This window comes from Methanogenium organophilum (genome assembly GCF_026684035.1).
Classification (GTDB): Archaea; Halobacteriota; Methanomicrobia; order Methanomicrobiales; family Methanomicrobiaceae; genus Methanogenium; species Methanogenium organophilum.
On the sequence record NZ_CP113361.1, the window covers coordinates 1,626,545 to 1,648,700 of the forward strand.

At 48.9% G+C, this 22,156-nt stretch carries 24 protein-coding genes; 8 read left to right on the forward strand and 16 right to left on the reverse strand.

Going from position 1 to position 22,156, the window contains the following annotated elements:
* Nucleotides 1–47 precede the first annotated feature (47 nt).
* On the forward strand, nt 48–1,265 hold the full coding sequence (locus tag OU421_RS08100; protein WP_268185591.1) for an ORC1-type DNA replication protein: 1,218 nt from the start codon (nt 48–50) through the stop codon (nt 1,263–1,265).
* Between the two features lie 37 nt (nt 1,266–1,302).
* Here the strand turns inward: OU421_RS08100 and OU421_RS08105 are convergent, their stop codons facing one another.
* From OU421_RS08105 to OU421_RS08115, 3 genes are all read right to left on the reverse strand, one after another.
* Nucleotides 1,303–1,665, reverse strand: coding sequence for a HEPN domain-containing protein (locus tag OU421_RS08105; protein ID WP_268185592.1), 363 nt, complete (start codon nt 1,663–1,665; stop codon nt 1,303–1,305).
* A 2-nt stretch (nt 1,666–1,667) separates the two neighbouring features.
* A complete protein-coding gene (locus OU421_RS08110) occupies nt 1,668–2,081 on the reverse strand; it encodes a hypothetical protein (RefSeq protein WP_268185593.1) in 414 nt (137 codons plus the stop codon).
* A 170-nt stretch (nt 2,082–2,251) separates the two neighbouring features.
* Entirely contained in the window at nt 2,252–2,992 is a 741-nt protein-coding gene (locus OU421_RS08115) for a TIGR04255 family protein (RefSeq protein ID WP_268185594.1), read from the reverse strand.
* 547 nt (nt 2,993–3,539) lie between these two features.
* Between OU421_RS08115 and OU421_RS08120 the strand changes: the two genes are divergently transcribed.
* On the forward strand, nt 3,540–4,067 hold the full coding sequence (locus OU421_RS08120; protein ID WP_407659799.1) for a DUF3800 domain-containing protein: 528 nt from the start codon (nt 3,540–3,542) through the stop codon (nt 4,065–4,067).
* 266 nt (nt 4,068–4,333) lie between these two features.
* On the opposite strand, the gene OU421_RS08125 is transcribed toward OU421_RS08120, so the two are convergent.
* From OU421_RS08125 to OU421_RS08175, 11 genes are all read right to left on the reverse strand, one after another.
* Nucleotides 4,334–7,270 (reverse strand): hypothetical protein, encoded by a 2,937-nt coding sequence (locus tag OU421_RS08125; protein WP_268185595.1) that lies wholly within the window; start codon nt 7,268–7,270, stop codon nt 4,334–4,336.
* Nucleotides 7,267–7,623 (reverse strand): hypothetical protein, encoded by a 357-nt coding sequence (locus OU421_RS08130; protein WP_268185596.1) that lies wholly within the window; start codon nt 7,621–7,623, stop codon nt 7,267–7,269. The genes OU421_RS08125 and OU421_RS08130 overlap by 4 nt, the downstream gene beginning before the upstream one ends.
* Nucleotides 7,613–8,038 (reverse strand): hypothetical protein, encoded by a 426-nt coding sequence (locus tag OU421_RS08135; protein WP_268185597.1) that lies wholly within the window; start codon nt 8,036–8,038, stop codon nt 7,613–7,615. Before OU421_RS08135 ends, OU421_RS08130 begins: the two co-directional genes overlap by 11 nt.
* Nucleotides 8,011–8,268, reverse strand: coding sequence for a hypothetical protein (locus tag OU421_RS08140; protein ID WP_268185598.1), 258 nt, complete (start codon nt 8,266–8,268; stop codon nt 8,011–8,013). Before OU421_RS08140 ends, OU421_RS08135 begins: the two co-directional genes overlap by 28 nt.
* A 424-nt stretch (nt 8,269–8,692) precedes the next feature.
* Nucleotides 8,693–9,403, reverse strand: a complete 711-nt coding sequence (locus tag OU421_RS08145) for a hypothetical protein (RefSeq protein WP_268185599.1) — start codon at nt 9,401–9,403, stop codon at nt 8,693–8,695.
* On the reverse strand, nt 9,390–9,857 hold the full coding sequence (locus OU421_RS08150; protein WP_268185600.1) for a hypothetical protein: 468 nt from the start codon (nt 9,855–9,857) through the stop codon (nt 9,390–9,392). The genes OU421_RS08145 and OU421_RS08150 overlap by 14 nt, the downstream gene beginning before the upstream one ends.
* A 236-nt stretch (nt 9,858–10,093) precedes the next feature.
* Nucleotides 10,094–10,861 (reverse strand): hypothetical protein, encoded by a 768-nt coding sequence (locus OU421_RS08155; protein ID WP_268185601.1) that lies wholly within the window; start codon nt 10,859–10,861, stop codon nt 10,094–10,096.
* 101 nt (nt 10,862–10,962) lie between these two features.
* Nucleotides 10,963–11,085 (reverse strand): hypothetical protein, encoded by a 123-nt coding sequence (locus tag OU421_RS08160; RefSeq protein ID WP_268185602.1) that lies wholly within the window; start codon nt 11,083–11,085, stop codon nt 10,963–10,965.
* Nucleotides 11,086–11,143: 58 nt separating this feature from the next.
* Nucleotides 11,144–12,136, reverse strand: coding sequence for a hypothetical protein (locus OU421_RS08165; RefSeq protein ID WP_268185603.1), 993 nt, complete (start codon nt 12,134–12,136; stop codon nt 11,144–11,146).
* Between the two features lie 165 nt (nt 12,137–12,301).
* Nucleotides 12,302–12,976 (reverse strand): 3,4-dihydroxy-2-butanone-4-phosphate synthase, encoded by a 675-nt coding sequence (gene ribB / locus OU421_RS08170; protein ID WP_268185604.1) that lies wholly within the window; start codon nt 12,974–12,976, stop codon nt 12,302–12,304.
* The gene (locus OU421_RS08175) at nt 12,976–13,641 is read right to left on the reverse strand and encodes a DUF120 domain-containing protein (RefSeq protein WP_268185605.1); all 666 of its coding nucleotides are present in this window, start codon (nt 13,639–13,641) and stop codon (nt 12,976–12,978) included. Before OU421_RS08175 ends, ribB begins: the two co-directional genes overlap by 1 nt.
* Before the next feature lie 506 nt (nt 13,642–14,147).
* Here OU421_RS08175 and OU421_RS08180 point away from each other — a divergent pair.
* From OU421_RS08180 to OU421_RS08200, 5 genes are all read left to right on the forward strand, one after another.
* A complete protein-coding gene (locus OU421_RS08180) occupies nt 14,148–14,858 on the forward strand; it encodes a transcriptional regulator (protein WP_268185606.1) in 711 nt (236 codons plus the stop codon).
* Nucleotides 14,852–15,901, forward strand: a complete 1,050-nt coding sequence (locus OU421_RS08185) for a hydroxymethylglutaryl-CoA synthase (RefSeq protein ID WP_268185607.1) — start codon at nt 14,852–14,854, stop codon at nt 15,899–15,901. Before OU421_RS08180 ends, OU421_RS08185 begins: the two co-directional genes overlap by 7 nt.
* Nucleotides 15,901–17,061, forward strand: a complete 1,161-nt coding sequence (locus tag OU421_RS08190; protein WP_268185608.1) for a thiolase domain-containing protein — start codon at nt 15,901–15,903, stop codon at nt 17,059–17,061. The genes OU421_RS08185 and OU421_RS08190 overlap by 1 nt, the downstream gene beginning before the upstream one ends.
* A 2-nt stretch (nt 17,062–17,063) precedes the next feature.
* Nucleotides 17,064–17,453, forward strand: a complete 390-nt coding sequence (locus tag OU421_RS08195; RefSeq protein WP_268185609.1) for a Zn-ribbon domain-containing OB-fold protein — start codon at nt 17,064–17,066, stop codon at nt 17,451–17,453.
* Between the two features lie 81 nt (nt 17,454–17,534).
* Nucleotides 17,535–19,331: a sensor histidine kinase gene (locus OU421_RS08200; RefSeq protein ID WP_268185610.1), complete on the forward strand. Its 1,797-nt coding sequence runs from the start codon at nt 17,535–17,537 to the stop codon at nt 19,329–19,331.
* Between the two features lie 56 nt (nt 19,332–19,387).
* Here the strand turns inward: OU421_RS08200 and OU421_RS08205 are convergent, their stop codons facing one another.
* Nucleotides 19,388–20,305, reverse strand: coding sequence for a class I SAM-dependent methyltransferase (locus tag OU421_RS08205; RefSeq protein ID WP_268185611.1), 918 nt, complete (start codon nt 20,303–20,305; stop codon nt 19,388–19,390).
* Nucleotides 20,306–20,348: 43 nt separating this feature from the next.
* Between OU421_RS08205 and hmgA the strand changes: the two genes are divergently transcribed.
* The gene (hmgA, locus tag OU421_RS08210) at nt 20,349–21,557 is read left to right on the forward strand and encodes a hydroxymethylglutaryl-CoA reductase (NADPH) (RefSeq protein WP_268185612.1); all 1,209 of its coding nucleotides are present in this window, start codon (nt 20,349–20,351) and stop codon (nt 21,555–21,557) included.
* A gap of 89 nt (nt 21,558–21,646) precedes the next feature.
* Here hmgA and rimI read toward each other — a convergent pair whose 3' ends face one another.
* Nucleotides 21,647–22,108: a ribosomal protein S18-alanine N-acetyltransferase gene (gene rimI, locus OU421_RS08215; protein ID WP_268185613.1), complete on the reverse strand. Its 462-nt coding sequence runs from the start codon at nt 22,106–22,108 to the stop codon at nt 21,647–21,649.
* Between the last annotated feature and the right edge of the window lie 48 nt (nt 22,109–22,156).

Below are 22,156 nucleotides of genomic sequence, written 5' to 3' on the forward strand. Positions count from 1 at the left end.
TTCAATTACCCCTTTATTGACAAGATATTGGTATCGTGCATGGCCACATGAGTGTTTCGCCTGAGACAATCACCATTTTCACCCCCCGCCCGCTCAACCAATATCACCCCGCACCCCGACCCCTCACCATGTCGCAGCACTATCTCATGTACAACCAGACACTCATCCGCGACCCCGAGGTCTTTGAGTTCAATTATACACCTGACGCCATCCACTATCGTGACATCCAGCTCCGGCAACTCGCCGGAGCCCTCAGCCCTGCCCTGCAGGGGGCAAGCCCCATCAACGCAAACCTTCGCGGGCCGCCGGGGACCGGGAAGACTACCTGTGTCCGGAGAATCTTCAGCGAACTGGAGGAGACCTCCTCCTGTGTAGTGCCCGTCTTCGTCAACTGCGAGAGCGTGGGTACCGCCTTCCGTGTCTTTGCAGCCGTCTTTGAGCGGCTCTTCGGGCAGCAGCCCCCGCTCTCCGGCATTCCCCTCCAGCGGCTCACCGATCCTATCGCAGCGGAACTCATCCGGCGGGAGGCAGTCCTCATCGTCTGCCTGGACGACGCCAACTATCTCAGCCAGACGGGGCAGTTCGACGTGGTGATCCGTTCCCTTGTCCGGATGTATGAGAACTATCCGGGGGTGAAGACCGGCGTCGTCACCACCATCAGCGACCATTCCTTCTGCCCCCTCACCGTCCTCGACCCGGCGGTGATCTCCGTCTGGCAGCCCGATGAGATCCTTTTCTCCCCCTACGGAGAAGATGAGGTTCGGAGCATCCTGCAGGATCGTATCCGGATGGGTCTCTATCAGGGAGTAATCCCGCCCGGCATCCTGGACCACATCACTGCCCTCACGATGGAGGCAGGGGACCTCCGGGTCGGCATCGACCTCCTGAAACATTCCGTTCTCACTGCCGAACGGGATGCCCATATCTCGGTCGTGGAAGACAACGTCAACACCGCCTATGAAACCGCACGCGGTGCCCACCTCACTCTTCTCATAGAGGGGCTGAAACCGGGTCCGGAACGGCTGCTCTCCCATATTATTCAGATGAAACAGGAGGAACAGACGGCATCACTCACCTCCCGCATCCTCTATGAGTCATTCAAAGAGACACGGGACATCTCCTATACCGCTTTTCGTAGCTGGCTTCGGAGGCTCTCTGATCTCCGGCTCATCGATATACGCCAGCGGGCCGCGAAAGGGAATGCACACGAGATTGAACTCCGGTTTGATCCCGGGTTGATGGAAAATTGTGCAGACATAAATTGAAACACTACTATTCAATTGCCTTGCGTGAGAAATGAATTCAATTTAATTTATTTATCACTGTTTCTGCCTGGCGTATTGCCTGCCGGGCAATTTGTTCATTTGCTTTGTATGAGGGGTCATTATAGTCACTACTATTCCGCCATTCCCGAAGTCGTTGAAGGCTCCTCACAATATCGGATTTTCCCGATGTTCGGAAATGTTCTCTCAGAATTAAATGATCATCTGCAGTGTTTTCCGGTATAAATCCAGAATTATCCTTTGCATAATATTTTGCATGGCAAAACGCGGCGTAATAAGCACGACTGATAGCACTGCGGTAAGCGGCCTCTTCGTTAATATCATCAATATTTCTTAAAAGAAAACGTGCAATTCCAATATAATGAGACCATTGAAAAGACATGATTAGAATGATTTTGGTTTAAAATCCGTTGTTACCAATAACCAGCCTGAAGTATTTGTTAACGCCTCTTCATATTCGTCGCAGACAGTTTCAATCTGATCTAAAATATTATCGTCATACGAATCCTGCCGGACATATATGGAAACATATTCATCATTAAATTCCGGATCATGATATAGTTCAACAGAAATCTCTGATCCCTCCCCGAATTTTTCTTTCGTCAGAATAGAAGCATAGAGCAACACATCATAGAATCCAGGATTTCTCACGCTGTAATCAACCACTTCATCTACATTTGGAAATTCAATTCCCAGATACGTGTTCAATCCAAATAATGAATTTTCAATTGAAGAGTAGGAACTAATTGTGTCAGAACACATTTCGTAAAAGAATAATTTTGCAAACTCCTGAAACATTTCCTGCCCTGAATCAGAATAGGCATTGCCAAAGAGACGGATGAAAAGTTTCCATAGCTTTGTTAGCCAGGGATCAGAATCCTCAATTTCATTAAAGCATTCTTCCGGGAATCTGAATTTCTATTCCTGTTGACCAAATGGCAATAAGACTGAAGACTGATTCAAATACATTATTTTATCTCGTTGAATGATTCTTTCATTTTTTCAGTAATGCATCCATTAAAGAGCTTTTTTAACTCCATATGTGCATTCTCGATCCATTCAATTGCATCTTCCGGCCGGACAGAGTAGTTCGGTGCTGTATAATATTCCTCTCTGAGCAGAAATGCATTGCTCTCTTTTTTTGAGGGGAATGTCCTTCCCAAATCCAGTTTTGACAACTCAGCTCCGTTTTTGTGGACAAATTCACATCCAACAATGAAATTTGCGACGTCCTGAGGGAATTGGGGGGATACGTGAGGATAGAAATTAAAATAGTCTCTTAATTCGAATTTTTTGTCCTCAATTTCTATCTTATTAATGTATAACAATCCAATTCGATCAATTTCTTTTATTTCAACAATTTCCTGTAGTGTACTATAGACCTGATCAATTTTCTGGCTGAAGATTTCCCAGGATGGATACGGTTTAAGACAGTTAACTGAAATCATCCGGGGATATATCTGAATAAGGATTTTACCGTCTTCGCTGAGAAATATATCATTGGAGACAGGTTCGGCTTTTTGACTTTCTATCCCTTTTACATTGGCTTTTAATTCTAATTTATGGCTGATTTTTTGTTTCTTTTCAGGAAAATCATCCTTTAATTTATCGTATAAAATTGAAGCAAGATCTCCCTTCCATTCGGTATCTTTTGAGAATCTGAATTCACAAACTACCTCTTGTATTGGGGAGTACTGGAGATCTGCCATTATAGATCACACAAATAATGTGGTGTTGCTTTACGTTAAATGCGACTTTATATTTTATTGTTCTTACATGATCATTCACATTCCATCAATTTATGAATGTGGTGTTTATTGTTCTTCGCCGGGTTTGATAAACCCATTATTTTGTTCTCACACCACCCCCTCTCTCCGGTTCCACTCCCTAACCAGCCGGGCATAGCACGCCTCGCAGATACTTGTCCGCTGTTTTTCGGAGTGATGCCGCCCTCTCACCACAGACATCACAGCTCCCGAGCGAGACCGGCAACCGGCGAAAGGACGTATGATCCAGGATGCCGTGGGAGGGACAGAAGTGAGGGGAATCCCGTTTCTTCCCCCTTTTAGCACCATTTTAGCCGAGATCTAAATTTACCCCTGTAGCAAAATAATCCAAACGGTGAAATGTTTCAAATATTCTCAAATTTTAATTATTTTCTCCATTGGATGAGAAATATTACCAATATATCTCAATGATAATAACAGATAAGCTCAATACTATTTTTGTGGATATTTTCATCGATGTTTTAAGAAAATACGGCAAAATGATCTCAAGAAAGAGATTAAACAAATGTCTGAATTTAAATTCAGCAATTCGAATGACCTCATAAAACGTCGGGTATTTAAATGCCTTAACACCTGCAATATTTCTATTGCCTATTCTTATTTTAGAAAAGAAGAGATAGATCCACATTTAAATGGGAATTATCAGAATCTCTATGTTGATCTTAGCGCTTCTTTGATATCCCAAATTTCAGCGCATTCATCCAGTGTTAAACCCATTAATCTTGTAATAGACAGGTCACTCTATGGTAGGAAAAAATCAGATTTTGACTATAATGTGACATCCAGAATACTGGATTATCCGGGGAATGGAATTGATGATGCCAATTTCATTTCAATTAAACATGTAGACTCAAAACGAGAATACTGTATTCAGGCAGTGGATTTCATTGCGGGTGCTATCAACAGGAAATATCTGTTAAATGAAACTGAATATTACGATATAATTAAAGATAAAATGATAATGGAGCTGAATTTCTTTGACGAATTCAAGAATTAGAAGATGTGAACCCTCCCTTACTTTGTCCCATCCACCTCAAGGTAGCATCATTCGTTTCAGGGAGGACTTACTCACTTACTAAGTAGAACTACCACATTCTATTAAAATATTTTGGATTTATCCGGATATTTATCGATTATACCAAAATTTCCTTATCATCAAAATTTTATGATATTATTTTGGGAAATAAGGCCAATCTGGAATTTAATCTGCAATACCTTTTGATCATTCTATAGTGAACCAATGATCAAATAAACTTAATCTTCTCACACCACCCCCTCTCCCCGGTTCCACTCCCTAACCAGCCGGGCATAGCACGCCTCGCAGATACTCGTCCGCTGCTCTTTGGACTGATACACCGCTGCCCCTTCACCACAGACCGAACAGCTCCCAAGCGGGACCGACGACCGGTGAAAGGACGTATGATCCAGGATGCCAGGCAGGGGCAGGGTAGCGCCGGACGGCCTCCCTTTGTGCACCTTCGTGCTCCCTGTGGGAGTGTTGCAATCTGGTTTCCACCTCATATTTCCCGTCTGCGGCCCGGAATTCTGCAACGGCCGATTCACCACTGAATTCACCGCTTCTTTTGCACTCCCGTCGTGATCACAGACACCATCACTCCCCCATACTGAGGCAGGTGATACCGCGGTGTCGGGTGTTACCGGTAATCCGTGCAACCTCTCCTTACTCTCTGTACGCCTCTCTTCTCTCTCTTCCCCTGTACAAAAAACAGAGACAGAATGGGCTTCCGGTTTGTTTGCGCAATCCCTGGAATTCCGGTGCAAAGAGGGTGGAAGGATACGATTCTCCCCTGCACCACCTGCAGCATCACCGCCATCGTCATCATCGTCTCCATCAGAATCGCTGCCATTCACTTCTTCATCAAGCCAGACGTCCGCCTGGGCTGACCATCCCCGATAATGCAGAAGGTCAAAGGAGAAGTAGTGTTCACGCCTGCGACACTCCACGCCGCAGATCTCTTCTGCCACGGTTGCGTCAATGAGACTTACTGCAGGGCACTTATCAAGAATACCCAGATAGGTGGACCGGCTGTTCGTGTAGCCATGCAGGAGCCGATAGGTCTGGTGATACGAGAGACCGAGGGCATCCTGAAGCTGACGGATGGTGAATACCTGCAGGTCCAGCCGGGTGATCGTTGCAAGGGCAGCCGACTCGTTTCGGGTCAGCTTCGTCTCCTGCCCGCCGACATTGCCGTTGATCGCAAGAAAGAGCTGCCGGGCATAGACGAAGTCATCATACGTAGAAATGACAGTCCCGTCCTCATCCTTCTCCCGCTGAAGGAAGTTCAGCACTGCGTGACACTTGATCAGGTCGAAGAGCATCGCCGGGTTGCGTCGGTTATGGGCCGCTGAAAAGTTTATCCGACCGGCAAACGGGATACGCACCTGCCGGACGGCCCCTTTCAGGATCTCCCACATCGCCCGGCAGACAAGAACGTCCGGGTCATTGGTTGCCGAAGGCACCATTCCCATCTCAACCTGTTTCAGATGGGCAAGAACTGCCCGGTCCTGACCGGTTGAGTCGTCTATCCAGACCGTGAGCATCCGATTCATCACCTGATCGTCTCCGATGGCCTCCACCTTGGCAAGCCACCAGACGCACCGCTCAGGGATGCTGCATAACTTGAGATGCCGATCGCGGGTGAGCGTCCGGTGCTCAACCGGTTCCTGGAAATTGGCTGTTGCAGACTTCAGGAGTTCCTGCATGTCGTCTGAAAGTGCGACGTCATCAAAGAGAATTACCGTCCCCGGCAGGAGGTCTTCGTAGTAAAAGAGCGCCTTGTTCGAGACCGTGCCCTTCAGCCGGTACGCCTCGGGCAGAAGGCGGAGCATCGCATTGCAGGCATGGGTCTTGCCCTTGCCGGAGTTGCCGGATATGGCAACGTGCAGACCGGAGGTGTTCTCCACTGATTGTGAGGCAACGGACATCGCCAGGCACTCGGCGACCGTCTGGTCGCCGACATGGTTGCGGTGGAAGACGTCAAGGAGGAACTGGACCGGGTCGCCGTTTGTAAGAATCTCCAATGCCTGTTTGCGTTGTTCCTGCATTTCCGCTGAGGTGTCCGGCAGAAGAGGAGGAGATGGGAGATTCTCCGGCGGTTCTTCAGAACGGTGTGACGACTCCTTTTTGGGTGGTCTCGTCCCACCGTTTTCTTTCCCTGCGGCCCGCTCCGGTTCATACATGGCCCGGAGTTCCTGCCAGCGCTGGCTGCCGCCGCCGCAGGAGTTGTGATGGCATCCGGCAAAGAGGGCACCGTTTCCAAACTGGATGGCAAACGCCCCGTCGGTGTGGGCGCTGGAGAACGGGCAGGTGTCGAGGGTGAATAACGTGCCGCCCTGCCAGGGTTTTTCGGTTTTGACGCTGATGCCGTGGGTCGTGAGCCAGTGTCCCAGGTCAAACGAACCCCGGCGTTTGCCGGTCGCGGGGACGGAGCGGGGAATCGCATCGGCCAGTTCCCGGAGGAGTGCTTCGGAAACGATCTGCGGCTCATCGGGGGCGGAGCAGATGCGGGCTCTCCGGTGGGGCCTCTCAGGAGTGCTGTCCCCCTTTCTGGCTGTTGTCCCGTAGAGTTTCCAGATGCGTCCGGCGTTGAAGTTCGCGGTGTCGCAGTGGACGGTTGCGTCTGAGAAGAGGGCATCGAGGACGGTGAGACACCCCTTCACGAGCCGGGTGGCCTCGCCATCGTTCGGGAGGTCGATTGCGTACAGGAGGTGGGCACCGTTGCCGGAGTCGGCGAGGATTGGTTCCGGAAATCCTCTCTTTGTGAGCCAGGCCGCAACGTCTTCGGCCCGCTCAAGGGCGGCGGCATGTTCCGCGTCGGTCGCGGAGACACCGCTTGGCCGGACGGGGTCAAAGTCAATCGGGAGCCACCGGCGGCGGCAGATGTCTGCGTCAGCAGTGGTGGCGTCACTCCGGGAAAGATGTTGTTTGACACGATTCGCCCGCCGGGAGAGGAGGGCCGGGTTCACCTCGTTCAGGGTGACATAGATGCCGTGTACATCGGTGAAACGGTTCATCGCTGCCGCCCGCTCTGCCATCGCATCGAAGTCGGTGAAGTAGCCGCTGTGCACGCCGCCGTCGCCGAGGGCCCGGAGTTCGACGACGGCTCCGTCGGAAAAGAGCAGGGAGAGGGTGTCCCGGATCTCCCGGAAGCGTTCGTCTTTTGGCTGGTTGGCACTCATACGAAACACCCCATGATGTCGGGCATCACCGGGAAGAGCGGGGCGGAGACGGCCTCACCACGGACCACCTGCCGGAAACTTGCCAGGGGGACGGAAAAGAGGCCCGTCCGGGTGACCACCAGCACCGCCCGGCCGGAGGTATGGACGGTGATGTGTCCGTCGATGACGGTCGTTCCGAAGATGGCTTTGTCGGGGCGGACGTCTCTGTCCCCGATCCGGGCGAGAGGCACGCTCTGCCCGTAGGTGAGCAGGGTGTGGGTGTCGTCTCTCGTGAGGGGATAGGTCTCCTCTGCGATGGTGATGGAGAGGGTTCCCCCTCTCCCGCGGGCGATCGTGCCGGGTTCAGTCTGCATCTGCACCACCCGGATTCCTGTTCTGTTCCCTGCCCTGATTCCGGGCCTGTTTGTGAGCCTGTTTGTTGCTATGTTCCCTATCCTGTTCGTGGTCCTGTTTATTACCCTGTTTGTGACCTTGTTTGTGGCCCTTTTTTGGCGTTTTGGTCAGGGTAATCGCATAGACGTGCTGTCCGGTCCGTTTGACTGCAATCTCTGAGATATCCCCGCCGTGTGCGTGAATCTCTGTGGAAAGTGTATGCGGGACGAGGAAGAGCGGGACCGGCCCGGCCCTGATGCGCTTCCCTGCATCATTCGTGGTGTTTATCTTTTTAGCCGCCGATTGTTCATCGGCAGTTCCTGACATTTCACTGTTGGCGCAGGGTTTTGTGGTGGGGCTGCCTTCTTCTATCGGTTTTCGGTCTGCGGGTTGCATGTCCGCACCTCCCTCTCTGGCATGATCTGCCGGTTCTGTTCTTCTGCGATTTTTTCTTCTGCAATCTGTTCTTCTGTAATCTGTTCTTCTGTGATTCGTTCTGTGGTGATTCGTGTTTCTTCTGCGATTCGGTTCTCACGGACGACGGGCAACGCGATGGGCAACGCGATGGGCGTAGAGTGCGGGTCCGGGATGTGGTTGCGATTTATCTTCGGTTCTGTTTTTCTCATGGAGTTTTACTCCTGTGCGACAGCGTTTCCTGTGCACAGAAGATAATTGGGCGAATGGGAGTATAAAGAAAAAGTGTGCGATGTGTATGTAATAATTTGAATAAAAATATGCTTGAGCGGAATTTAGAATTTTAGATAGTTCCGTGTAAAATCTGGAAAAACTGAAAGCACGAATTGACGGTTTATTTTGATGATTTAATGGCAAACTGGCAAACTGCCAGTCTTAGGATTCTGGGGGTTCGAGTCTCTTCCCTCTCTTTTCTCATCATGGGTGGGGGTTATCGTTGTCCTGTTATTATTGAACCTCTGAAGACAAGGTTCGGATTATACTCCTCGAACATGAGGTTGGGGTTATAGTTAGTTTTGAAAAATGTCACTATTGGACTAACGGCGTTCTTGCTGGGAAAAAAGACCGATTAAATTATCAATCAAGAAAATCGTCTATTCTAAATGATATCAGAATTGGAACATTACTTACTGTAAGGCCTTTACCATCTGAATCCTCTTTTGCATCAAAAGGCCACATTCTACAACGTTTATCTTTTGGATTCTGTGTCATAACTACGCCACCAAAACCGGGTTTAATTTTTGTTGGGACGATTCGGCATATCTTTCCATTATATACGTGGTTTTCAATATGTGAGCACGTTCGAGGATCTTGATTACATATACTACAAATGCATTCTTCGATAACAACCTCTGGGCTGACATACATTCCCTTCCCATATGCCGTTTCAATTTGGGTACTTACATCTCGAAGAGTTATCTCTATAAAAAATCGCACATCCTTTGGAAAATTCAAAGCTGGTAAAACACTTTCAAATCGTTCAATACAATTCTGAAGTAGAAACCAAACGCGTTGAACATCTTTCGGGCGTGTTATCCAATCCATTGATGAAACAATTGAAGAAATTTCTGATAATTCTTCAATTCCCCTAAAATAAATACCAAAAATTAGTGCTACATATTTCGCTTCAGAACTTGCATTTTCATCAGACGTGATAATCATTTTACATTGTTTAATTTTTACATTGGCCTTTTTTGATGCAGACGAGTAATCCATATCTTGGATATTCTGCAAACATCGAGATGCCGTTTTATAAAATAGTTTAACTATTTTTTTAAAGCTCTTCATTTTCAGAATGATTTATCGAATTTAAAATTTGATTAAGTGTCTCCCCATCCCCAAGATAATCTATACTAACAATTTTTTCGGGCTTTTGTATTTTTAATTTTAAATGGATTTTGGGATTAAACAATTTACTAGTAATCCAGGTACTTAAGATGGTTACGATGATTGGGAGCGCAATTTCTTTAACAAGTATTGTTCCAAAATACAAGTCATCACACCGCCTTTCATACAGCGGTGTTTTAATGCCAAAATCGTGTAAAGCAAGAACATTGACACCCTTGCTTTTAAGGATTTTATAAAGACGCAGTGACTCCGCGGTCTCAATATAATTTTCGGCATTAGTGGTTGTTTCGATATTTTCAGGCAAACATAAAACATCAAATGATTCCTCATCAAATTGGGGATTTAGAGTTTTGATATTGTCGAATCCCTTCCAATGGGGTAAAGTCGGGCTCATTATTGACTTATTCATACAGAGGGAATTATAGGTAACGATATTGTTAAAAATGGTCATAAAAAATATAGGAGAATTTTGATTAACCTCTGATTAAGGCACTACCGTGTATTAACCATTTATATGTTGATGGCATTACTATGGGGATTATGGAAATTCTCTTCAAGATATTGATATAATTCTTCAATAGAATCCGTTAGTATTCATTTCATTTTCAAGGTGTATGAATCACATACTCTTCATGTGCTCATTTTTTTCATGCATCTTTCAATTCTCTTATCCCAATCCCCAGTCCAACCCTGCATTTTTGCCTCATTTGCAAGACGGATCGCCTCATCATAATTCTTTTGCTTTTCCATAATTATGCAGAGCTGTTTATATCCCGCATGAGAAGGAAGTTGACCACATTCTTTCAGAAATGCTTGTTTTGCCTTTTTGGAAAGTGCAATTTGTTGTTTGCATGCTTCAATTGCAGTAGGTAGAGCAAAGTCATCCATATCACGATTGCGATAGTAAATCTCCTTTTTTGCCTGGTATAAGAAATGCCGATCCATAATTGGCGTTCGATTTGAGATACTACTTTCTGCTTTCTCAATCAGTTTATACCCAATTCTTCGATATTCAGGTTGTTTAACCCAACCTGATAGATTTGATAAAAATGCAACCTCGGATTGACTCGAAGATGTGATTTTCCCGTGTACAAGTGAATCGGGACTTAAACCTAGAGGCCTGTAAATAGAGAGTAGTATATTTTGTTCGTCAGAAGTTAATGTATTCAGCCACCATTCTTGGAGTTTGTAATACTCAATTTCCCCTCCGACAGAGCCACTAATTATTTTGTTAATTTTCACTTGTTGTTGAATCGGTGGTATATAATCAGGTGATTTTATTTTTACTGTATTGTTTACCATTTGGGATTTCTTCTCGCAATCCTCACAGCGTTCAACACCAGATAATTTTGAAAAAAAACCTAAACGTTTCCCACAATCTCTACAGAACTTACTCATTTCTACCAACGATGCAAAATATCAATTAAGTTACGAAGAAGTTTCCCATTTTATTTTACCTAAATATATCGTAGACTATTATCCACTGTCGAAAATTAATATCAACCCTTATCAACCTGACACTCCGGTTTCATGAAACTCTCCGACTGCTTCTTCCCAGTCAGATAGTACGCCAGCTCCATGAGGCGCTGCTTCCACGTCACTGTTTCACAGTCACGTTCCATCGGCGGGATAGCACCCACTCACCCACCTCTTAAAACAAATAGCCCAAAAAAACAGTAATTAAATGAATAAAATTTCGTCTGAGGTTAAATTATAACCTTGACGGTATTCTAATATTATTTTGCCTAGAATTATGCATATTTTTGAATCCACATCTTTAAGTTCAGAAAATGATTGATTGACTTTTAAAATTGTTTCTTCAAATTGATCTTTTTCTAGGATTTCCATAAATTTTGAACGAATATTTAATGTTTCTTCAACTAAACCATCATCAAAGAAGTGTTTTTTGGAGGGTTCACTCACATTAAAAAATTCACATATCACAAGATTAACAATCGCTTCAATAAGGTTTTCAATGGAGAAATAATCTGAAGCTAACGGAACATGATATTTCTTCCCTTCATGAAAGTAAGTTTCGTATTCATATATTACAAACAGTTCCTCATAGATACCTTCTTCCTCATCAAGCGTAATTTGTTCAAAATTAGAGTCCTTTCGGATAAGAGTTTCAAGTTCGCTTTTATAAGAATCAGTAGTTAACCCATTTTTTAAAATTTCAATTTTGGATGCAATAGAAGTATAAATTCCCCAACGTTGTTGTAGCAGTTCGATTAAATTAGGATGATCTCCTGATATTTCTAATACCATTTGGTTTTTTAACTCATTTTCTAGTGCTTTATGCTCTAAACCTGTTTCAGGTGCATAGAAATATTTATTTTTAGGAATTGGAAATATCAAACAGTTAAATTTCGGTTCTTTTCCTCCAAAACAATATACTCCATTTTTAACTAGTCCTATTTCGTGTCCTATTTCTTCATTTAAAGGCATAATTATTTGTTTCAAACGTTCTAACGCATGTTTTTGGTCTGAATTTTTTTGATCAAGATTGAATTGATTTCTTAAAATTTCTAGCTGTTCTTTTGAAGAAGTAACTGAAGATTTTGTGTATCTTGCCAAAAGAAAAGTAGCAATTGCCAAAATCGCTGTTCCAATTCCTACACATAGATTTGCAATTGTATCAATAGAAAGCCCCCAAAAAAAGAGTTCTGGCATGTCATTTAATATATAATTTAATTATTATCAACATTCCTATTTTGATCAAATCACAATATGAAATCGGGGGATAATTTTGATCCCTATTCCACTGTGGGTGGTGGGATCGTGGGATGAACGAATAAATAAACAAACAAACGAAAAAAAAAGATATTTAAAAAATCTTCACGCAGACTTTCGGGCGTTCCAGACGTCCATGACTTCACTGCCCTCAATGAAGACAAGGCCATGCTCGTCTGCATACCTGCGTGCATCCTCTTTCGTCAGAGCCTTCCCGGTTGTCTCGTCGAGCATCTCGCAGATGGTGACAGCCGGAGTGACTCCGGCCATCTCTGCAAGGGCAATCGAGAGTTCGGTCTGTCCTCTGCGCTGATCGAGGAGATCGTCTGCGGCCCGCAGGAGTGCCATGTGTCCCGGTGTCCGGAATTCCGCTGCAAAGTTGTCTCCGCCGCCGTTCAGCGTCTTCTTCACCTGGTCTGCAAGGCGGGTTACCGTGAGTGCACGGTCGTTGTCGGTGATGCCGGTGAAGGTGTCACGGTGATTGACCCAGAGAGAGAAGGAGGAGTGGTTGCTCCGGTCGTATGGAATATCCCCTTCTTTTTCTGCCAGATTTGTCGGCTGGAGGATCTCGCTTGCAAACGGCAGACCAAAGTTCTTTGCCGCCTGTGAATGCAGAGCAGTGCAGATGAGGCCACCTGCATCCTTGCGCATCTGGACGATATGCTGTGGTGTCACTGCATCTGATCTGATTGCAAAGTCCGTTTCTCCTTCCCGGTCATCAAAGTCAAAGAGGAGAACAAATTCTCCTCTTTTGAATGCCTCAAGTGCTTTTTCTATCATTATCGTGTCACCTCAATAGTCACTGCCGCCCCGTCTTCAATTCCAAGAACATCACGCAGCCGTACTTCTGATATCAGTTCAATAATATCCTCCGGGTAGTGGCTTCTCCCCGGGATGAGTATTGCACATGCATGCCCGTTGATGGAACATTTCAGGGCTTTTGCTCCGCCAAATGTGCGATCATGGTCGGTAAAACCAACAATTTCTATCCATTCCATTGCATCGAGTTTGCGGCGCGTTTCGATGCTTGCCGGACTAAGTTTTACATTGAATGTCCCGGGATACGGGGTGATTCCCAGCTTGTCTGAAAACTGGCTGACATATCCTTCAATGCTTACATAATACCGGCCTTCTCCGAGACCACTGATGAGTTCCCCCTCCAGTACGTATTGCCTGTCATGTGTCTCGAATATGCGGCGGTATGCTGCATATTCAGCTCTTAGGCTCTCCTCCCCTGCTCCGGTTATGGTCACATACTGTCCGTCACCCCGCATCGTCCGGGAGATCAGGTGGGCATTCTCGAGGGAGATCAGTCTCCGGGAGGCGGTCTGGGGACTAATCCCAAGTTCCTGTGCGAGACTCTGGGACGAGACGGACACAGCACTGGAAAGCCCCCCTAAAAGGGCGATCGCTTTCAGGCAGATCAGGTCATCGGGTGCGATCATCTAACATCATTTTTGGTATGCATGCCATATATGGGTTGCCCTTTCGCCATATCGTTCATGGCAGCTGACAGTCTACAGGGTGCATTTCACGAATTCTACCGGAATTTCAGCAATGGTGATCCACAGATTCCTGATCGACGGATTCATCTGTGGCGAATCTCCGTGCATCTCCCTTTCGGGTCCTGTCTGCACGTTGGCCCGCCCTAAACAAACAAACCATGCGCTCCGGTGCCCTTCCGGCCTGTCGATATTCTCACCAATGGTCTCTATGCCCGGGTACCTCTTCGCACCTGTGAAAGGTGATTGTACCATATATCCAAAACAATGGAGTATTCGTCATTTTACGTGTCCTGTCTGCACGAATATCAGGCATGTGAGCAGTTCTTTTCACGGACTGTTGCCCGCCCTCATGTTCGTGCAGACGCCACATCCTGTCCGGGCGCTATCGACATATGCCGAATCGCTCTTCGCTAATTATATAATAGAGGCGTGCAAAGAGTATATACATGAAATCCGCATTGCGGACCCGTCTTGCTGAAAAAATGGCCGGAGAAATCACACTCTCTGCATCTCCCGGTGAAGCCCTGAAGAAGTGGCGTCTGGCATTTAACATTGCCCCGGGTGTTCTTGCAGATGAGATGCATGTCTCCCCATCTGTTATCTCCGATTATGAAGGTGGCAGACGCAAGAGTCCGGGTACCGCGGTTGTCGGAAAGATTGTTGACAGCATCCTGAGTATTGATGAAGCGAATGGTGGCAGAAACATCAATAAATTCGCTAAAATACTCTACAATGATTTTGACCCTGATGTCATTTATGACATGCATGATTACAACATGCCCATCCCGCTCACCCAGTTCTGCAATGCAATTGCCTGTAGTCATCTGGGGGGATCGATGGATCAGCAGATCTATGGATATACTGTTGTCAACTCCGAAAATGCTATTCTGAAGCTTTCAGCCAATGAATTCAACCGGATTTATGGATGGAGCACAGAACGGGCGCTCATCTTCACCAATGTATCAACTGGTAAATCGCCGATGATCGCAATCAGAGTAACTCCATTCAAACCACGCTGTGTAATTCTCCAGGGAATCTCTCCGGAGGAAGTGCATCCGCTCGTTCCCCGCCTTGCAGAGAGCGACCGGATTACCCTGCTGTGCACTGAAATGGATGTCAACGAGATTGTCGATATTCTGAGGGAAGAATTATGGTAGGAATTATTACGTACGGTGCGTACATCCCGCGGTACCGTATCAAAACCGAGGACATTGCACGGGTCTGGGGCGCAAACGGCCCTGAGATTGCTGCAGGTCTCGGTGTCAAAGAAAAGTCCGTCCCTGACCTGGACGAAGACACAATCAGCATGTCCGTTGAAGCGGCACGCTATGCACTTGCCCGCAGAGATGTCCCGCGTGATGCAATCGGGGCCATCTACGTTGGTTCCGAGTCTCATCCATATGCGGTGAAACCCAGTGCGGCAACCGTGGGTGAGGCCATCGGTGCCACACCGGTGATGACCGCAGCAGACTATGAGTTTGCGTGTAAGGCAGGCACGGCAGCTATCCAGACCTGTATGGGACTTGTCAAGTCCGGCATGATCAAATACGGATGTGCCATTGGTGCAGACACCGCACAGGGTGCACCCGGAGATGCACTGGAGTACACTGCTTCAGCAGGCGGTGCTGCCATCTTCATCGGTGAGGACAACCCCATTGCAGAGATCAACCACACCTGTTCCTTCACCACGGACACTCCGGATTTCTGGAGACGTGAAGGACAGGAATACCCCCGGCATGGCGGTCGTTTCTCTGGTGATCCGGCATACTTCAAGCATATCCAGGGTGCAGCACACCTGATGCTCGAGCAGATGGGAACAGAACCGTCTGATTATGACTATGCCATCTTCCACCAGCCAAATGCGAAGTTCCCGACACGGGTTTCCAAGATGCTTGGATTCACCGGGGAGCAGATAAAGCCCGGGCTTGCGGTCCCCCGCCTCGGAAACACCTATTCCGGTGCTGTTCCGGTCGGCATCTCCGCAACCCTCGATGTGGCAAAACCCGGTGACCGTATCTTCGTCACCTCATACGGGTCCGGCGCCGGCAGTGATGCCTTTGACATCACCGTAACCGATGCCATCGAGTCAGATGTATTTGACCGGTCTGCCGCACCAACCGTTGAGGAACTTCTTGCAAACGGGAAGTATCTTGACTATGCACTGTATGCCAAACACAAAGGAAAGATCGTGATGCAGTAATGAGAGAAGTAGCAGTTGTTGGAATCGGCCTCACCGAATTCGGCGAAAAGTGGGACACATCGTTCCGGAATCTCTTCGTTGAAGCAGGTGCAAATGCCCTGGAAGACGCAGGAATGAGCGGCGACCAGATTGATGAAATATTTGTCGGAAATATGAGCGGCGGACGGTTTGTCCTGCAGGAACACATCGGTGCACTCATTGCAGACCATGCCGGCCTCACGAAAAATCACATCCCTGCGACCCGTGTTGAGGCTGCATGTGCATCCGGCGGGCTTGCCTTCCGGCAGGCATACACAACGGTCGCATCAGGCATGCAGGACATTGTCATCGCAGGCGGTGTAGAGAAGATGACCGATGTCGGCGGTAGCGAGACCACCGACGCCCTTGCAGGCGCAGCGGACCGTGAATGGGAGGGCCTTGTCGGTGCCACCTTCCCCGGTCTCTATGCGATGATTGCAAATGACTATATCAACAAATATGGTCTCACGCGGGAACAGCTCGCGATGGTCTCGGTCAAGAACCACCGCAACGGTGCTAAGAATCCAATAGCACAGTTCAGAAAGGAGATCTCCGTTGAGGCCGTTATGAAGTCCACGCTTGTTGCAGATCCCCTGCGGCTTCTGGACTGTTCCCCGGTGACAGACGGTGCTGCCGCAGTTATTCTCTGTCCGATGGAGATGGCACGGGAGTTCACCGATACGCCGGTGAAGGTGCTTGCATCGGCACAGGCAACAGACACCATCTCTCTGCATGACCGCCGTGACATATCAACCCTGGATGCAACCGTCGCCGCAGGCAGACGGGCGTTCCAGCAGGCAGCTCTCACGCCGAAGGACATCGGTATGGTCGAGGTGCATGACTGTTTCACCATCGCAGAGCTCTGTGCGATTGAGGACCTTGGGTTCTGTGCAAAGGGAGAAGCAGGAAAACTGACCGAGGACGGCCAGACTGCACTGGACGGTTCCATCCCGGTGAACCCCTCCGGCGGCCTGAAGTCATGCGGCCATCCGGTCGGTGCCACCGGTATCAAGCAGGTCGCTGAGATCGTTGAGCAGCTCCGCGGAGAGGCAACCGGACGGCAGGTCGATGCAGAGATTGGCATGACGCACAACGTCGGCGGAACGGGTGCGACGGTTGTCTGTAATATTCTGGGGGTCTGAAGATGTCGGTACCACGTTACTGGAGAAAGCAGCAGAACCGGTACAACCTGAAGGGCAACAAATGTGAGACATGCGGGCGGTATTTCTTCCCCCCGCGTGCCTTCTGCCCCGAGTGCCGGAGAGACGGAAAGATTGTTGACTATGAATTTTCCGGGAATGGTACGGTGCGTACGTTCTCGGTCATCCGAACGGCAAGCGACGACTATGATATCCAGACACCCTATGTGATTGCTATCATAGAACTCGAAGAAGGGACCTGCATGACAGCGCAGGTGATCTGTGAACCTGATGAGATTTCAATCGGCATGCCGGTAAAGAGCGTGTTCCGAAAGATTATCGCTGATGGTGACAGTGGTGTTATTGTCTACGGCACAAAGTTTGTGCCTGCATAAATTATACCGAATAAATAACTCTATTTTTCAGCACTCATCTGTGCCAAAGAATTTTCATCATTCCTGTCAATGGTATATTTAATGCTCCTCCACCGTCATCTGTTCTCCCGCATGGGAAAAGGGATTCTGGTGATTCTGGCGCTCTGTGTTTTCAGTGCTGCAGCTGCGGCCATAGACTGTGATGCATACGGGAGTAACCATATTCTTATCATTCATTCATACGGGCCTGATATGGACTGGGTCGATGCGGTCACAGAAGGTCTTCACCGTGTTTTTCCGGCAGATGATCCGGCCAACATCTTTTATTCTGAATATATGGACGGGAAGATTGTCTCGGATGACGAACACTATGAAAATCTCGCCGATGTGTACCGACATAAATATTCGTCTGTCCCAATTGACCTGATATTTGTCTCCGATGATGATGCGTATACCTTTATCCGAGCATATGGTGACGAGCTCTTCCCCGGTGTCCCGATTGTATTCTTCGGGGTGGGTGGATATGACCCCGTACACCGTGAAGAGATGCCAAATCTGACAGGGGTTGTCGAGATGACCCGTGTCAGCCTGACGGTTGATCTGATCACAACCCTGCAGCCCGGTGTGCAGGAAATCTATGTGGTGAATGATCCGGGAACAACCACCGGAAAAATCTTCGCCGAAGAATTGCTCGGGAGGACGGCAGTACGCGCCGATACCCCGGTATTCAATGCGCCCGGTGAGGTACGGATGTCAGCACTCTGTCGTGACCTGCAGAATCTCACCCCTGGCACGGCCGTTCTTCTGATGGATTTCAACCGCGACAGTGAAGGCCGGATTTATAGTGACCGTGAGATTGCCGGTATCGTTTCGGCCTGGTCGCCGGTGCCGGTATACGGAATCTCTGATACCTTCGTTGGGTATGGCATTGTCGGGGGGTATGTCACCCCCACTGCCATTCAGGCAGAACATGCAGCACGGATTGGTGCAGATATCCTGAACGGTACTCCGGTCGGTGATATTCCCGTTTTCGAATCGCCTGAGGGACAGATTGTTGTTGACTATCCCGAGATGCAGAGGCATAATCTTCCGTTTTTTCTCCTGCCGGAGGGTAGTATAATCGTAAATGAACCGGATACAGCGATTGTTCTACCCAGCTGGGTGGTCGCTGTTATGGTAGTGATAGCAGGTTCTCTTACGGTTGTGGTGGTTGTTCTGGGTATCACGAACAGGCGTGTCACAATGGCAAGACGTGAGGTGGATGCATTAAATAGGAAATTAAAGACGCTCTTCTCTATAACGCGGCATGATGTCAATAATCAGGTGATGGCCGCCTCAGGATTCCTTGAACTCCTGGGTGAAGATGTCACGGATTCGCGTCTTCATTTATTCATTGATAATATCCAGAAGTCTTTGCATGCTATTGAACACCAGATTGAATTTGCCCGCGAGTATGAGAAGGCGGGTGCATCTGAACCCGTATGGCAGAACCTTCAGGCAGTCGCAGAACAGGAGGCGGCAAATCAGCATGCCGTCTCCATTGACGTGGATGCTGGTGGGATTGAGATCTATGCTGACCCGATGTTGGAGAAAGTCTTTACCAATCTCTTTGAGAATACCGTCCGTCACGGAGACCATGCAACCCATGTGCGGGTGACAGCCGATGTTCGCGGTGATGCCCGGGTCATTGTGGTGGAAGATAACGGGGTTGGTGTCCCTGATGAAAAGAAGGATCATATCTTTGGACGGGGATATGGTTCACATACGGGATACGGCCTTTTCCTTGCATCTGATATCCTTGCGATTACCGGCCTTGCCATTGCTGAAACGGGGACATACGGGACTGGCGCCCGCTTTGAGATAACCGTACCAAAGGGGCGCTGGCGCACGGTCCGATAAGACAAAAAGATGATATTAACGCAGTTATAGGGGGGAGAATTGTTTGCCCCCCTCATTCACCCGGTCCGTGTTATGTCATAGACTGCATGGTGCTGAGTGGGTGAGTATGACCGGACCTGACGTTCTTCTGCGATGGTGCAGGGATATTTTTCAATCATCTCCCGGTACTCCCCCTCTCTTTCCTGCATCGCATAGAGATGGATGGTGCCACCGGGACGCACAAGACGGACAGCCGTTGCAAAGAAGGGCACCGGGCTCATCGGGAGGTTCATGATGATACGGTCAAACGAATCCCCAGCGAGAATATCTCCCAGATGCAGGGCATCCGCGAGCATGGGGATGACGTTATGGCGGTGATTTATTCTGACGTTTTCCTCCATCAGCAGGACTGCGCCGGGGTTGATGTCGCCTGCGATGACGATCGCTGCCTTCTCTGCAAGAGCGACGGCAAACGGCCCGACACCGGCAAACATGTCGCAGACCCGTTCGCCTTCTTCCATCAGGGAGACAATCCGCTGCCGCTCGTTTGCGAGGCGTGCGGAGAAGTAGGCGGCTTCGAGGTCCACTTTCAGGCGCATGCCGTATTCTGTGCATTCGGTGACGGTTACCTGCTCTCCTGCAAGTACCCGGAATTTCCGTGTCCGGTATTCGCCTGATACCGGTGTCTCTGCATACAGCACCGTGTGAATGGACGGACGGGACGCTAAAAGAATCTCTGCTTCCTTCGGGTCATCGTCCTGCATGATAGCAATACCGCCCACCAGGTCATGCCGGGGCAGGGGGACTGCTTTCGGGAGTGCAACACACTCCCATCGTTCAGTTGCACGGGCAGGATCTGTCACCGGAAAGAGCAGATCTGTCCCGTCACGGGCGGGTCTGAGTGAGATATCGAGGATTCCGTCACTGATCAGTTGCCGCCGTGTGGGTTCCCCCTCTGTTACCGGCACGCGGACGCACCATTGTTCCTGTTTCACCTGACCACCTCCATTTATTGTCTTTCTCTTCTATGATATGTACATGGATGATTATATGCAGCGGATACGGGACGGTTCACTGAAACTGTACGCCCTTGAAGCAGAACTTCCTCCTGATGAGGCAATATCCGTCCGCCGTTCGTTCATCGAAGAAGAAACCGGAGTTTCTCTGGATATCCTTGGTGAGTATGCAATCACAACAGAGCGCGTCACAAAGCGCAACTGTGAAAATATGATTGGAGCAGTGCAGGTTCCGGTCGGTGTGGCAGGCCCCCTGCGGGTGATGGGTGAGTACGCGGACGGAACATATTATCTGCCGCTCGCGACCACCGAGGGGGCACTTATTGCGTCGGTGAACCGCGGGTGCAGTGCCATCACAAAGGCGGGCGGTGCCGAGGTACGCATCCAGCGCGACGGGATGACGCGGGCACCGGTATTTGCCTGTGACAGTGTGCCGCACGCGATTGAAGCGGCACGCTGGGTGGAGGAGCATTTCTCTCTCCTTGCTGATGCGGCGGCGGCTACCACATCACATGGCCGTATGGAGCGTATCACCACCCATATCGCCGGCACCAGCCTGTATGTGCGCTTTGAGTTCTTCACCGGGGATGCGATGGGCATGAACATGGTCACCATCGGCAGCGAGAAGGCCGCTGAAATCATTCAGAGAGAGACCGGTGCCCGCCTGATTGCGCTCTCCGGCAACCTCTGCACCGACAAGAAGCCCTCCGCAGCAAATGTGGTGATGGGCCGGGGGAAGACGGTCGCAGCAGGTATCTTCCTCTCCGATGCGATGGTGAAGGATATATTAAAGACCGATGCGGCTTCACTTGCCGAGGTCAACACACGGAAGAATCTGGTGGGCTCAGCCCGTGCGGTTTCCCTGGGGTTCAACGCCCACGCAGCAAATGTCATTGCCGCAGTCTTCCTCGCCTGCGGACAGGACCCGGCGCATGTGGTTGAGGGTAGCAACGCAATTACCACCGTTGACCCGGTGGAAGGCGGCGTCTATGTCGCAGTGACACTTCCCTCACTTCAGGTGGGAACGGTAGGTGGCGGTTCGGCAATTGAGACCCAGCAGACATGCCTGCAGATGCTTGGTGTCGCAGGCGGGGGAGAGCCGGCAGGGTCCAATGCCAAAGCCTTTGCAGAGATTATCGCGGCAGGCGTGCTTGCAGGGGAACTATCGCTTCTGGGCGCCCTTGCGGCGGGCCACCTGGCACGGGCGCACAAAAAGCTTGGCCGGGGATAAACCCGCAATTTCCATTATTTGGTATGGGAATCACGGTGTAATTTTTTTAAAAAATCGTGTACAAAATATCTGTTTTTGCGCATGCTCCTTTACGTAAACCAGCGCATCATCAGGACGCCATCTTCGCCGTTGCTGTAGTAGCTGTCGACCATGAAGACCTGTGCATATCCGTATCTCTGATAAAAGCGCTGTGCATCGTGGTTTGAAACACGCACTTCAAGCTGCATTGCCTCTGCGCCAAGGATCATGCATTCAAATTCGATGCGCTGCAGGAGTTTGCCGCCGGCCCCCTGTCTCTGGGAGGATGGTTTAATCGCAATATTCATGATGTGGCCATAAACAGCATCTCCGGTATCTTCCATTCCGGCGCATACAAAGCCAATGACTTCGTTACCTCTCTCAGCGACGAAAAAGAGACCGGGGAATAGGTATAGTGCATCCTGGAATGCAGATTCATCCCATGGATCCGGAAACAGTTCGTGTTCGATTGCACAGATGTCCTGCAGGTCAGCCTGCCGGGCCCGGCGAATATGGATGTCAGTATTCTGCATTCAGTCAATACTCCGCTCTTGGATACTGATATTATATCTGAAGTCCAA

Excerpts from the sequence above, each read along its gene's own strand:
- OU421_RS08100 (WP_268185591.1), top strand. The coding sequence starts at position 48 with ATGAGTGTTTCGCCTGAGACAATCACCATTTTCACCCCCCGCCCGCTC.
- OU421_RS08105 (WP_268185592.1), bottom strand. The coding sequence starts at position 1,665 with ATGTCTTTTCAATGGTCTCATTATATTGGAATTGCACGTTTTCTTTTA.
- OU421_RS08110 (WP_268185593.1), bottom strand. The coding sequence starts at position 2,081 with ATGTTTCAGGAGTTTGCAAAATTATTCTTTTACGAAATGTGTTCTGAC.
- OU421_RS08115 (WP_268185594.1), bottom strand. The coding sequence starts at position 2,992 with ATGGCAGATCTCCAGTACTCCCCAATACAAGAGGTAGTTTGTGAATTC.
- OU421_RS08125 (WP_268185595.1), bottom strand. The coding sequence starts at position 7,270 with ATGAGTGCCAACCAGCCAAAAGACGAACGCTTCCGGGAGATCCGGGAC.
- OU421_RS08130 (WP_268185596.1), bottom strand. The coding sequence starts at position 7,623 with ATGCAGACTGAACCCGGCACGATCGCCCGCGGGAGAGGGGGAACCCTC.
- OU421_RS08135 (WP_268185597.1), bottom strand. The coding sequence starts at position 8,038 with ATGCAACCCGCAGACCGAAAACCGATAGAAGAAGGCAGCCCCACCACA.
- OU421_RS08140 (WP_268185598.1), bottom strand. The coding sequence starts at position 8,268 with ATGAGAAAAACAGAACCGAAGATAAATCGCAACCACATCCCGGACCCG.
- OU421_RS08145 (WP_268185599.1), bottom strand. The coding sequence starts at position 9,403 with ATGAAGAGCTTTAAAAAAATAGTTAAACTATTTTATAAAACGGCATCT.
- OU421_RS08150 (WP_268185600.1), bottom strand. The coding sequence starts at position 9,857 with ATGAGCCCGACTTTACCCCATTGGAAGGGATTCGACAATATCAAAACT.
- OU421_RS08155 (WP_268185601.1), bottom strand. The coding sequence starts at position 10,861 with ATGAGTAAGTTCTGTAGAGATTGTGGGAAACGTTTAGGTTTTTTTTCA.
- OU421_RS08160 (WP_268185602.1), bottom strand. The coding sequence starts at position 11,085 with ATGGAACGTGACTGTGAAACAGTGACGTGGAAGCAGCGCCTCATGGAG.
- OU421_RS08165 (WP_268185603.1), bottom strand. The coding sequence starts at position 12,136 with ATGCCAGAACTCTTTTTTTGGGGGCTTTCTATTGATACAATTGCAAAT.
- ribB (WP_268185604.1), bottom strand. The coding sequence starts at position 12,976 with ATGATAGAAAAAGCACTTGAGGCATTCAAAAGAGGAGAATTTGTTCTC.
- OU421_RS08175 (WP_268185605.1), bottom strand. The coding sequence starts at position 13,641 with ATGATCGCACCCGATGACCTGATCTGCCTGAAAGCGATCGCCCTTTTA.
- OU421_RS08180 (WP_268185606.1), top strand. The coding sequence starts at position 14,148 with ATGAAATCCGCATTGCGGACCCGTCTTGCTGAAAAAATGGCCGGAGAA.
- OU421_RS08185 (WP_268185607.1), top strand. The coding sequence starts at position 14,852 with ATGGTAGGAATTATTACGTACGGTGCGTACATCCCGCGGTACCGTATC.
- OU421_RS08190 (WP_268185608.1), top strand. The coding sequence starts at position 15,901 with ATGAGAGAAGTAGCAGTTGTTGGAATCGGCCTCACCGAATTCGGCGAA.
- OU421_RS08195 (WP_268185609.1), top strand. The coding sequence starts at position 17,064 with ATGTCGGTACCACGTTACTGGAGAAAGCAGCAGAACCGGTACAACCTG.
- OU421_RS08200 (WP_268185610.1), top strand. The coding sequence starts at position 17,535 with ATGCTCCTCCACCGTCATCTGTTCTCCCGCATGGGAAAAGGGATTCTG.
- hmgA (WP_268185612.1), top strand. The coding sequence starts at position 20,349 with ATGGATGATTATATGCAGCGGATACGGGACGGTTCACTGAAACTGTAC.
- rimI (WP_268185613.1), bottom strand. The coding sequence starts at position 22,108 with ATGCAGAATACTGACATCCATATTCGCCGGGCCCGGCAGGCTGACCTG.